Genomic DNA, 11,559 nt, shown 5'->3' with positions numbered 1-11,559 from the left:
CACCCCACCGCTCCACCTCAACCACACCCGACGACTCGGCATCCGGATCCAGAGCGGGATCATCAGCATTGATGTGAACGATGAGGGTGGCCTGGGGCAGCATCTCCTGCCCACCCGCCCGCCTCGCCAACACACCGACCGCGGCGGCACGACGCTGCCTCAGATCCCCTAACTCGGTGGGGAGGGTCTTCGCCACCTCAGTCAACGCATGATCGAAATCCACCGCGTCCCGAGGATCCAACAGCCCATACAAGGCGCAGTGGCCATTCTTGACGGCATCGACCGCCACATACCGGTTCTCCCGCTGCCGGGCCTCCCGTTCCCGGGCCACCTCCGGGTCGGCGGCGATGATCCACGCCTCCAAGTTGCGGCGGATCCGCTGCCACGACCACAGTCGCAACGCGACAGCGAGTTTGCGATCCAACCGAGCCGCCGCCTCCGCGTTCAGCTGGGAGATGGCTGGCCGGTTCACCACCTCGGCAACCTGCCACCAGCGCAATGAGCCACCCAGGAAGGCCTCCCACAGAGCAGGGAACCGGAACCTCACGTCCAGCACGGTCCCGATCTTCTCCAACGCCGCATCGGGGGAGATCCCCAGGATCCCACCCACCTCGTGGGCGAGGAATTCACCCACCGACGGGGTACCGTCCCCGCCCGGTTCAAGGAACCCTTCAACAGCGTCCATCACCGCAGCATCGTCGACCTCATAGAGTTCGGCGGCTTTCGCGATCCCGACGATGAGGGCCACCTCCGCGGCCCGGGCGTGGGCGTCTGCCTCGTGGATGGCCTGGTAGGCCTCGGTGAGGGTGGCGGGGAGGGGGTTCATGACCCCATTGTAATCGAATAGGTGTTCTAGCACAAGGGGTTGGGAAGAACTTCTTCCCTCGGTTTCTGTTGGTCGAGCCGGTCCCCGGAACGAAGTGACAGGGGCCGTGTCGAGACCCGGTGAGGGTTCGCTGGGAGGGTTGCGGAGGTCTCGACACGGACGGCTCGCGAGGCTCGCGGTCCGGCTCGACCAGCGGAGACAGTGCAACCCGGGCCTCAGCACGCGGTGCTGGAGGTCTCGACACGAGGCCTCCGGCCTCGGCTCGACCAGCGGAGAGAAGGCGACCCGGACCCCGCACGTGTCGTTGGTGATCTCGACACGGACGGCTCGACCAACGGAAAGGTCAGGCCGAGAGCAGCGGATGGCCGAAGGCCGAGATCAGCAGCAGGTGTTCAGCGGCTCCCGGCTTTTCACAGAGAAGGTCCTCGGCTGCGTCGGCGACGACTCGGCTGCCTGCGAGGCGCGCGTCCGTGATGAAGGTCCGCCATTGCTGATCCCGTCGCAGCACCCGATCCGCCCCCGCGATGAGGAGCTCACCCAGCAGGGTGTCGAGAACACCGAGCAGCGCACCGGGGGTGGTGGGGCGGGAGGCTGCCCTGGTGACCCCGAGATCCGGGGGATCGGCGACCGGCTTCGCGACATGCGGTTGCAGGGGCACTGCGTCCCCCACGAGGAGGAACGGGTTCACCGTGGCGTTGTCCCCGTGCCAGGACCAGCGTCCGGAGACGAAGGCCTCGCGTGGCTGGCGCCGTTGCCACTCCAGGAGACGGGCGGCCGTGGCCTGGAGGCTCTCCGTGGCGCGTCGTCCATGCGGCAACCGGATCTGGAACGGGGCGTCCGCCGCGTCGCGGCACACCGCGACCAGCGAGGCCAGCCCCGGGTCATATCCGACGCTCGCCACGGCCGTGATGCGGCACACCGCCAGATCGCTGCCCGCGGACCGGTCGCTGAGCACCGCGGGCAGGCGGGTCTGGTGGCCTGCGAGTTCGGCGATGGTTTCCACCCGGAACGGGGCCTCCACCTGGTCGAGCGCCCCCGCGGGCAACCCCGTCGCCGAACGATTGGTGTGGGAGAAATCACCGTGACCATGGATGCGTCCACCCAGCGACATCACCTGACCCCCGCCCCAGGAATCCATCGTGATCCCGGAGACCGTCGTCGCCGCGAGCCGCCACGACGGCAGGTCGTTCTTGTCGGTGACCCGTCTCGTGAGCCGCAGGGGCGCCCCACTACGGGCGTCGACGAGATGGGCGATGATCCGGCACTCCTCGTCGGTCTCCTGGAACTCCGTGCCGAGCCCCACGAGCCTGGCCCGACCCACCCGCGTCTCCCGGGCGGGGGACCCGGCGACGAGGCGGTCCGGCACCCGGTTCGGATCAGGATTGCTGAGGGACAGGGCCCGGGCCAGCAGCTCCGTGACGATCCGCAGCAGGCGGGAGGAGTCGAAGTCCCGATGCCTCGCCTCGTAGCGGGCGAGTTCGTCGAGCAGATCCGTCAGCAGATCCGTGAGATGGTGCAACTCCGCATCCCGGCAGCGGTTCGCGAGGCGCGACCACACGCCCCGCAGATTGCGGTGCCCCGACTCGGCACCCACCCGCACCAGCTCCACGACCGCCGAACGCACCTCGGCCAGGACATCGGCCCGGGGGACCCATCCGTCCGGGGTGGAGCGCAGCCCGGAGCTGCCGAAAGGCCGTGCCCGGGCGGCGGCGACGGCGAGGGGCACGTGGGCGCAGGGATCCGGGTCGTGGCAGGTGCACCGCACGTATCCGAGATCCGGCCCCGCAAGGAAACGCACCGCCACGGAGACCGGATGGTGGATGCGCACGATGCTGATGCCACGATGCGTCCCGACATGGGCGAGCAGCCCGGAGGCGGCCGAGCGTTGGCTGGTGCGCAGCGTCGCGGCGGAGAGGGCGGCGGCGAGGGCCTCGTCGCTCAACGTCCCCGGATCGAAGTGCTCCTGCACCGTCGGGGCGCACTCCGGCGACGTGTCCGCAGTCGGAGCCACCTCCTCGGCCCCGGCATCCTCCTCTGGGCCACCGTTCCGGGCCCGTCGATGCACCAGCACGGCCCGGACGATGTGCCGGCACCTGTGGGTGGCGAGGCAGGTGCAGGTCCACTGGTCGAACGGCCGATCGGCGAACAGGGTGCAGATCGTGCCGTCCTCACCCTCCACGACGACCGTGCCGTCCGGTTGCTCGGTGAGGCTGCAGGGCACCTGGTCGAGCTCCTTCGTCGCCCGCCGGAGCGTGCCCTTGTTCGTGAGGTCCTCCAGCACCGCGTCGGTGAGGCTGAGCAGATCGGGCCGGCTCATGCGATCACCGCCGTCACCCAGTCGGCGAGGTCGTGCGGGGTCATCGTCGCGACCTTCACGCCCCGCCGAGCGAGCCGTCGAGCCAGATCCTCGTTGAGTCCGACGGCCCCGTCCGCGGTGAGAGCCCCGAGCACCAGGACCTTCACCCCGGCGTCGACCATCCGGGCGAGCGACCGGGTGAGGATGGCCTCCGAACCGCCCTCGTACAGGTCCGTGATCAGCACGAACATCGCGCGACGCGGGGTGTGGACGAGGCCCTCGCAGTAGGTCACCGCCCGCGCGATGTCCGTCCCGCCGCCGAGCTGCACCCTCATGAGGGTCTCCACCGGGTCCTGCACCTCGGAGGTGAGATCCACCACGGAGGTGTCGAAGGTCACCAGATGGGTGCGCAGCGCGGGCATCTGGTGGAAGATCGACGCGGTCACCGCGGAGTGGATCACCGAATCGGCCATCGACCCGGACTGATCCACCGCGATGATGAACTGCCACTTCTCGGAGTGACGGCGGGTGCGGGAGACGAACACCGGATCGGAGATGACCAGCTTGCCCAGCTCGGGGGACCAGTTCTTCAGGTTGGTCCGGATCGTGCGCTTCGGGTCGAAGTTCGAGGCCACCTTGTGGTGGCTGCGTCGCTGTGGGTCGCGCCTGCCCAGGAAGGAACGGACGATTCTGGGCCGCATCCGCTCGACGAGCTGCTGCACCACCTTGCGGACGAGCTGTCGGGCCGCGCCCAGGACGTCCTCGCTCATGAGGTGCTTGGTGCGCAGCACCGCCTGGAGGAGGGCCTCCGACGGTTCCACCCGCTCCAGCAGGTCCTTGTTCGTGACGAGTTCCAGCATCCCGTAACGTTCCAGGGCGTCCTCCTGGATGATCTCGATGGTGCGTTTCGGGAACAACTTCTCCACCTGGTTGATCCACGCCGGCACCGTCAGGCTGGATCCGCCGGAACCGGCGCTCCGGGCCCCCGACTCCCGGTCGTAGAGGAAGTCGAGGGCCGCCGCGCGCTCAAGGGCCATCCCCTCCAACTCACCCAACCCCTCGGAGCCCTCGCCGAGGACGAGCCGCCACCGGGTCAATCGCTCATCCACGACGCACCCCCAGGAATCGGTCCAGGGTCGCGACCAGTTCGGCCTCGAACTCGGCGATGCCCACCGCGTCACCGACCGAGCCGGAGAACCGCACGGTGGCCAGGGCGGCGTCCTGTCCCAGCACGAGGTCGGCGACCCGGCTGCGTTCGCCCGGGGTGTAGCCGCTGAAGGCGCGTCGCAGTCCGGGCAGCGCATCGAGGAAACCCTCCTCGGACAGTCCCGTGAGCACCTCGTCCAGACGGAGCAGAGCGGCGGGGCGTCGCAGGGCCGCCTCCCGGACGACCCCCAGGAGCCCGGCGACGAAGTCCCCGAAGTGCTCCGGCGTCGCCAGCACCTGGACGCGGTCGGCGATCTCCTCGTCGGGGCGGGCCTCGGCCAGCCACTGGGCGCCAAGGGCGGCCCCACGGACCGTCGCGGCCTGCCGGTCGTCGAGGATCACCCCGTCGAGGGCGTCGTGGAAGGAGATCAGGTCGAATCCGAGGCGCTCGCCCACCCGCTCCGAGCAGTCCGTCAGTGATCGCATGGCCGCGATGAAACCCTCCAGTTCCGGGCCCTCCGGGAGAGGGGTGAGACGTTCCAGGATGCGCACCGCCCGGTCGAAGGCCGTCATCAGGAGGCGGCCGAGGTCGGCGCGCCCGGTGGAGCGGAGGATGGGGTCGTAGCGGTACAGCCGCATGAGGACCGCCACGGCCCGGCCGAGCGGCGGCAACGACGCGGCCGAGGCCAGCAGGGAGTCGGTGCGGGCCTGCAGGCTGCTCGACAACTGACCCACCCCGCACAGTGCCGCCCGGAGCACCAGTTCGGCCGCGGCGGCGGGGTCCGCGACGACATCGGCTGCGGCGGCGAGGAGTCGTTGCGTGACCGCCTGCTCCACGGTGCCGCCGTAGCGTGCCGCCTCCACGAGGCCACCCTCGAAGGAGGTGCGCCACTGGACGTCCCACTGCTCCACCCCGTCGCGGTCGCCGTCCTCCCGGAGCTCGAAGCCGGGGATGTCCAGGGTGGTGACGCTGTGGAGCAGCCTGGACCGGGCGAGGCCCTCGTCGGTGGCGAGGTCGGCCGACTCGGTGCGACGTCCCGGAAGTGGTGTGAGACCGAGCGCGTCGAGTCGGGTTCGCAGCTCCAGCGTCAACGGGGGCTGCCTCGTGCCCTCCGCCAACGCTCCCATCCGGTCGCCCCTGAGGGTGAGCAGGATGCTCTCCAACAGCGGATGCTCCTGACCGCGGTCGTCCTTGACGAGGGCGGCGGTGATCCCCTCGACGAGGTCGGTTCGCCAGATCTGCGGATGGCCGCGGAGGGCGGCCAACGCCCCGGCCGTGGTGCGCACGGCCATGAGGTCGGCGGGGGAGAGGAACTGTCCCGCCCGCCGCAGCTGAGAGACCACATCGGCGAGAAGGGTTTCCGCCGTGTCCGTCCGTCCCGCACTCCGGTCCCGGAACAGGTGGTCGTAGAAACCGGGAGAGGGCTGCCCGGCATCGTAGCCGTCGAGGGCGTCCAGGGCGGCGTAGGAGGTGGGGGTCAGCGCGATGCCGTAGCGGTCGTCGTCGGCAGGGGGTCGCCACGTCTCGACCGCGGGTACGGACTCGCCGAGGCGTTGCCGGAGCCCCGACACGTGGGCCGCCCCACACACGACGAGGACCTCGTCCCCGTGGGTCTGTTCGGCGAGACGGATCCGGTGGGCCATGTGGGCCTCGCGGCGTCGTGTCTCCTCGTCCTCGGGACCCCGCATGAGGGAGCCGATGATCTCCATCCGCTCGCGGTAGGTGCTCAGATCGAGGGCTGGATCCACGTCGATGAGCTCGTCGAAGAGGGAGGCGATGTCGTCGACGCCGAACTCGTGCTGGAGGCGTTCCGCGATCTGCCGGGTGGTCGCCGGGTCGGCGTAGCGGTTCTCCGACGTGGCGATGTCGGCGAACCCGAGCCAGGGCAGGTCGATGAACTCCGTCGGGACCCCCAACTCGCACGCTGTGCGGATTGCCACCCATTCCGGGCTGAAATCCGTCAACGGGTAGAAACTGCTGCGCCGGATGGCTGCCTCGGGACTCGACTCGGGGGCGTCGGGGAAGCCGGGGGCCCACGCGTAGATCATGACCGGCAGGCGGTGATCCCGGGTCAGTTCGTCGAGGTGGTCGTTGAACTCCGTCGGCCCCTCCACCAGCAGGGCCCGGGGTGGCGCGTCGAGGAGACGTTGCCGGACGAGTCGTGCGGCGGTCGGGGAGTGATGCCTGACCCCGAAGAACTCGACCATTGCCCCATTCTGCCCGAGTCGTCTCCCACCGTGGGCGTGAGGGGGTCCGACCTGGGGCCAAGGTTGCGTCGGGGGCGTGGACATCGTCGGCGCATTGCCCCATCATGCCTTCATGAGCAACCTGCACGTCTCCTTCAAGGAACGCGATGTCTACCTCGACGTGCTGTCACAGAACTATGCCGAGGGGCGCCTCACCGACGAGGAGTTCCGGCTTCGGCAGGATCGCATCCTCGCGGCCGTCACCCACGGGGAGTGCCGGGACGCCCTGCAAGGGTTGGTGGTCAGCCGCGAGAACCCCTTCGTCGTTCCCGATGATCCGCCGCTGCCCCAACCGGCGGCCCGTCCGCACCGGTCCCGCCGATGGTTGATCGCTGCCGCAGGGTTCGCGGGCCTCGCGGTCATCGGCATGGGGGCGCTCGGTATGGCCCCGTACGCATCGCACTCGGGGCCGCATGTGGAGATCCCGGATCTGCCGTCGGTCGCCGGCGTGGACACCATCCGGCCGCCCGCATCCTGGGAGGACTGGCCGCGGTTCGCCAACGATCTGGAAGCGGCAGGTGTGTCGGAGGTGTATCGGTTGACCGTCGAGCCGGGGCTGGTCGAAGGGGAGGTGAGGTACCTCGACGGGTCGCTGTGGGAGATCCGGACCGTCGACGGCGCCCTCCACTCGACGGCGTGGCTGTTGGGGGAGGAGAATCTTGGTTTCTCCGTGTATGAGGTGATTGGTGGGCAACTCATCCAGCGCATGACCCGTCTGGTGGAGCAGACGTGGCCGGGAACGACGAGGATCGAACGCATCGATCTGCGTGGCGCGGGGGAGGGCAGCACCGTTCGGGTGACCTTCCTGGAGGGCGAACGTCGCCGTGTGGCTCTCATCGATGCCCTGACGGAACGGATCATCGACGTCCATGACGGATGACCTACGCTTCGTGGGGTGTCGAGGATTCAGGAGGGTGACATGAGGATCGTGGCCATCGCAGCCGTGGCGGACAACGGGGTGATCGGTTCGGGGGAGGACATGCTCTGGCACATTCCCGCGGATTTCCGACGCTTCAAGGCCGTCACCACCGGCAACACCCTCATCTTCGGCCGTCGCACCCACGAACAGATCGGGCTGCTGCCCAACCGGCGCATCATCGTCGTGACCCGGGACCGCGACTGGCGCGATGAGGGCGTCGAGGTGGCCCACTCCATCGAGGAGGCGCTGGAACTGGCCGCCACCACCCCGGAGAAGGTGTGCTACGTCGGGGGCGGTGGGGAGATCTACGCCGCCGCCTGGCCCTATCTCACGGAACTCGACATCACCCACGTCCACCAGAGCCCGGAGGGGGCGACGACCTTCCCCGTCGTCTCAGCCCACGAATGGACCGAGATCAGCCGGGAGATCCACGAAGGCTTCGACTTCGTCCAGTACCGGCCCACTCCCCGGCCCACCTCAGCCATCGCCGGGTGAGCCCTCCTCGCGTCGGAATCTGATCCGGAAGTCGGGGTCGAGGGGGAATCGCACCTCGTGCAGGGGGATGAGGATGTCCCCGGCGGGCCAGCGCATCGTGACGACGAGGAGATCCCCGTCGACTCGCACACTGTGCGGCTCCTCGGCCCAGTCGAGGCACAGGGCCCACAGGAGGCCACCGTCCGTCGGATCCTCCGCGGCGACGAAGAGATCACCCTCCCAGGCCGTCCCCCCGCAGCGGATCCGCCGGCCCGGCAGGTCGAGTGTCGGGATGAGGGTGTCCACATCCATCCATGTCTCGGGGTTGTAACGCAGCAGATGGTCCACGTGGGAGTCGCACAGGGGACGCCACGTGGACCACTGGCTGTGGGCGAGGGCGGAGCGGTCGGCGAGCACGAGCGACCCGTGGCCGAACAAAGGGGAGCTGCCGCTGCTCCGCCCTCCACCGCTGCTGAATCATGGAGCCAAGTGAAGCACCACCGGCCAGTTCGTGTCCTTCCGCGGCTTGGTGAGATCACGGAAATTCGTGTTCACCCACGCGCTGCCCGTCCAGTGCTGGGCGTTCGACTCCGTGAAGGCGGCCGGCATCGAGAAGCCGTAGGAGGCGCCGTTGATGTGGCCGCAGAAGACCCACTGGCTGGATCCCTCGGGGGCGAACTCGATTCCGTAGCTCCCTCCGGCCTCCAGGGTGATCTCCTTCGGCAGTGGCACGTCGTACCAGACATGGTTCGCCAGATTCGACTTGCCTCGCGTGAACGTTGCGAAGTTGGCCGTCGCCTGGGTGATCCGGCCCGAGGCGAGTTCCTTGTCGTCACGGGTGATCCGCCACTGCAGGGAGCCTGGCCGTTCCGCGACGGTGGCGACGGACAGACCCGTCACCCGCTTCGTGCTGCTGGGGGTGAACAGTTCCCGAACGGGTCGTCCCGCGGTGGCACGGTGGACGCGGACGTCCTTCTTGCCGTCGGGGCGGCTCACGACGCTGCCGGACTCGATGTCCGAGCAGCCCTGGGTGGCACCGTCGACGGTGGTGAGCTGCATGATCGGGCAGAAGAGTTTCTGCCCGGAGCCGGTGACCGAAAGGTTCTTCCAGGTGTAGTTCCCGGAGGTGCGTGCCTTCCGGGTCCCCATGAGGGCTGACCAGTCGGTGTCGTTGATCCAACGCATCGGCCGCCCGACCTGGGTGGGGACACTCTGGGTGTCCACGCTGATGTAGTTGGCTGCCGGGTTCGGGTCCAGGTTGTCGAATACCACGTGGTACAACTCACCCTTGGCCAGCTCCCCCGTGCTGGTGGTGAAGCTCAGCGGATCGAGCACGGATGAGGGCTTGCCGTTCAGCCTGGGGGTGAAGACGGTTTCCGCCAAGGGCGAGGCGCCCAGCTTGGGTAGATGGTCCGCCGACCCGTCGTCAGGCAGCACCCGGATGCGGATTCGACCGCCATTGCCCTTCGAGTATCCGGTCCCTGCCGCCCAGTAGAGCTGGATCCGGTCGAGGCGCCCCGCTACGAGGGAGCGGAACCGGTATGAGGCGACGTATTCATGCGTCGACGGGATGCCGACGACCATGTTGGCCAGTGAGGTGATCGTCGCGGTTCCTGGGCCGTAGAGTCGCGCGTACTCGGGGGAGTCGAGGCGCAACTTCAAGGCGGTCACGAGTCGGTTGTCTGTGGTGGTCGTTGTTGCGTGTGCGAAGGAGGCGGCCCCTCCCAGCACGGCGGTCGTCAGCCCCAGAACGCCCAGCGAGCGCCTGGAGATTCGGCCATGACCCTGTTCTCCGTTCATCAATGACTCCTTCGAATGTAGGGGATGGACATCGCCAGCCTATGAACGCCGTGAGAGCGGTTCCATCATGGGGAAGTCGGCCGTTGTGTCAGTTCTGGGCGGAGATCCATGAAAAAGGTGGATCTGGCGTTATCCGAGATCATTCCTGCTGTCGGCCGTTCGGTTGGGCGAGTGGAGGGTCGAGGCTCCCGGAGAATCTCGTAGCCTGAATGCATGCGCCCGACACCGAGCATCCTCCACCTGGACCTGGATGCCTTCTTCGCCGCGGTCGAGCAGCGCGACAAGCCGAGCCTCCGCGGGAAACCGGTGGTGGTGGGCGGGGCTGGGCCAAGAGGGGTCGTCGCGACCGCCAGCTACGAGGCCCGGGCCTTCGGGGTGCGTTCGGCCATGTCCGGCACCGAGGCCCGGCGACGGTGCCCGCACGCCGCCTTCCTGGGTGGGCGGTTCCACGCCTACCGACAGTCCTCCGACGCCGTGATGGGGCTGCTGCGCGAGATCTCCCCGCTGGTCGAACCGCTCAGCTTCGACGAGGCCTATGTCGACCTGGCCGTCAGCGATTGGGACCTCACCCGGTTGGATCGGCACGTCGCCGAACTCAGGGCGGAACTCACTCGGCGCACGGCGGGCCTCACGGCATCGGTCGGGGTGGGGTCCAGTCGGCTGGTGGCCAAGCTGGGGTCCGAGGCCGGCAAACCCGATGGCAGCCGCATCGTCCTCCCAGGGGAGGAGTTGGGCTTCATCTCGCCGCTGCCGGTCCGCGCCATCCCCGGGGTGGGTCCCGTCACGGAGGAGAAACTGCTCACCCTTGGGCTGTCCACCGTCGCGGAGCTGCGTGATGCCGACCCTCGGGTGCTGGTGAGGGAACTCGGGAAGGCGGTCGGTGAATCCCTGCACGAGCTCGCCCACGCCCGCGACGACCGGCCGGTTGCGCCGGAGCGGGAGGCGAAGTCGATCTCAACGGAGGACACCTTCCCGACGGACCTGACGGATCGCGCCCAGCTCGTGGGCATCCTCCGTCGCGACGCGGGGGCCGTGGCGGGGCGGCTGGTGAAGGCCGGGTTCTTTGCCCGGACGGTGTCGATCAAGGTGCGGCTGGCGGACTTCACCACCATCACCAAGGCGCGTTCGCTCGGTGGGGCGACGGACCGTGCCGAGGTCATCGCGGCTGTCGGGGAGGAACTGCTGGGGGAGGTGGACGTGCTCCACGGGGTCCGGCTCATCGGCATCGGGGTCAGCAACTTCACCCGGGCCGCGCAGGAACGTCTTTTCGACGAGGAGACCGAGGTGCCGCTCGTCGAGACGCGAACGGAGGTGGCCCCGGACACGTCGGGGGTGCGGGGGCGAGGCTTCTTCCCGGGGGCCGACGTGGTCCATGACGAGCACGGCCGGGGATGGGTCTGGGGTGCGGGGCTCGGGAGGATCACGGTCCGTTTCGAGACCAGACTCACGGGTCCCGGCCCGGTGAGGACCTTCCGGGACGACGATCCCGCCCTGCGCCCGGCAAGCGACCTCCTGGATCTGCCGGACATCGTGGTTGGCTAGAGTGAGGGCTGCTGCACCACGCGGTGGAGCAGGCCGAAGTGGTGAAACTGGCAGACACGCAGGATTTAGGTTCCTGTGCCCCAGGGCGTGAGGGTTCGAGTCCCTTCTTCGGCACCGACCAGGCAAACTACCTGGTCGGGCCTCATCAAGGGTGAGAGGCTCGCGGCATCGGACGACCCGGCAGGTGACTGTCAGATGTCTAGAGAATGGCTGAAGAAATGGCTCAACCCTTGACAGGCCGAGGGGATACAGTTCCTTGTATGAACGGTGTCACTGTCGACAGCGCGGGTCAGGCTCTGGCCGAAGCGA

9 protein-coding genes and 1 tRNA gene are annotated in these 11,559 nt (G+C 68.6%); 4 read left to right on the top strand and 6 right to left on the bottom strand.

Annotated elements, in window-relative coordinates; translation table 11 throughout:
- The 4 genes from EII35_RS12760 to EII35_RS12745 all read right to left on the bottom strand — a co-directional run.
- Positions 1-826: DUF222 domain-containing protein (locus tag EII35_RS12760; protein ID WP_125228847.1), on the bottom strand; the 826-nt coding region annotated here is incomplete at its 3' end.
- Positions 827-1,169: 343 nt separating this feature from the next.
- Complete coding sequence (locus EII35_RS12755) at positions 1,170-3,143, bottom strand: hypothetical protein (protein ID WP_125228846.1); 1,974 nt, start codon at positions 3,141-3,143, stop codon at positions 1,170-1,172.
- Positions 3,140-4,231 carry a VWA domain-containing protein gene (locus EII35_RS12750; protein WP_221739755.1) on the bottom strand — a complete coding sequence of 364 codons (1,092 nt, stop codon included), beginning with the start codon at positions 4,229-4,231 and terminating at the stop codon, positions 3,140-3,142. The genes EII35_RS12755 and EII35_RS12750 overlap by 4 nt, the downstream gene beginning before the upstream one ends.
- Positions 4,224-6,476: a DUF5682 family protein gene (locus EII35_RS12745; RefSeq protein ID WP_125228845.1), complete on the bottom strand. Its 2,253-nt coding sequence runs from the start codon at positions 6,474-6,476 to the stop codon at positions 4,224-4,226. Before EII35_RS12745 ends, EII35_RS12750 begins: the two co-directional genes overlap by 8 nt.
- Before the next feature lie 112 nt (positions 6,477-6,588).
- On the opposite strand from EII35_RS12745, the gene EII35_RS12740 reads away from it, so the two are divergent.
- Both EII35_RS12740 and EII35_RS12735 read left to right on the top strand, forming a co-directional pair.
- Entirely contained in the window at positions 6,589-7,395 is an 807-nt protein-coding gene (locus tag EII35_RS12740; protein WP_125228844.1) for a DUF1707 SHOCT-like domain-containing protein, read from the top strand.
- Between the two features lie 39 nt (positions 7,396-7,434).
- On the top strand, positions 7,435-7,929 hold the full coding sequence (locus EII35_RS12735; RefSeq protein WP_125228843.1) for a dihydrofolate reductase: 495 nt from the start codon (positions 7,435-7,437) through the stop codon (positions 7,927-7,929).
- On the opposite strand, the gene EII35_RS12730 is transcribed toward EII35_RS12735, so the two are convergent.
- Together EII35_RS12730 and EII35_RS12725 are read right to left on the bottom strand one after the other, a co-directional pair.
- Positions 7,912-8,325, bottom strand: a complete 414-nt coding sequence (locus tag EII35_RS12730) for a hypothetical protein (protein WP_125228842.1) — start codon at positions 8,323-8,325, stop codon at positions 7,912-7,914. The two genes, EII35_RS12735 and EII35_RS12730, sit on opposite strands and share 18 nt — an antisense overlap.
- A gap of 60 nt (positions 8,326-8,385) precedes the next feature.
- Complete coding sequence (locus tag EII35_RS12725) at positions 8,386-9,708, bottom strand: hypothetical protein (protein ID WP_125228841.1); 1,323 nt, start codon at positions 9,706-9,708, stop codon at positions 8,386-8,388.
- 213 nt (positions 9,709-9,921) lie between these two features.
- Here EII35_RS12725 and EII35_RS12720 point away from each other — a divergent pair, with 213 nt between their 5' ends.
- On the top strand, positions 9,922-11,250 hold the full coding sequence (locus EII35_RS12720; protein ID WP_125228840.1) for a DNA polymerase IV: 1,329 nt from the start codon (positions 9,922-9,924) through the stop codon (positions 11,248-11,250).
- A gap of 32 nt (positions 11,251-11,282) precedes the next feature.
- A tRNA-Leu gene (locus EII35_RS12715) sits at positions 11,283-11,364 on the top strand.
- Positions 11,365-11,559: the final 195 nt, after the last annotated feature.

Source organism: Arachnia propionica, from assembly GCF_003932785.1.
Taxonomy (GTDB): Bacteria; Actinomycetota; Actinomycetes; order Propionibacteriales; family Propionibacteriaceae; genus Arachnia; species Arachnia propionica_B.
The sequence above is the reverse complement of the archived record's forward strand: the minus strand, read 5'-3'. Positions and strand labels throughout refer to the sequence as shown.

What these genes read in the sequence shown, in the direction of transcription:
- EII35_RS12755 (WP_125228846.1), bottom strand. Translation starts at nt 3,143, where the DNA reads ATGAGCCGGCCCGATCTGCTCAGCCTCACCGACGCGGTGCTGGAGGAC.
- EII35_RS12745 (WP_125228845.1), bottom strand. Translation starts at nt 6,476, where the DNA reads ATGGTCGAGTTCTTCGGGGTCAGGCATCACTCCCCGACCGCCGCACGA.
- EII35_RS12740 (WP_125228844.1), top strand. Translation starts at nt 6,589, where the DNA reads ATGAGCAACCTGCACGTCTCCTTCAAGGAACGCGATGTCTACCTCGAC.
- EII35_RS12735 (WP_125228843.1), top strand. Translation starts at nt 7,435, where the DNA reads ATGAGGATCGTGGCCATCGCAGCCGTGGCGGACAACGGGGTGATCGGT.
- EII35_RS12725 (WP_125228841.1), bottom strand. Translation starts at nt 9,708, where the DNA reads ATGAACGGAGAACAGGGTCATGGCCGAATCTCCAGGCGCTCGCTGGGC.
- EII35_RS12720 (WP_125228840.1), top strand. Translation starts at nt 9,922, where the DNA reads ATGCGCCCGACACCGAGCATCCTCCACCTGGACCTGGATGCCTTCTTC.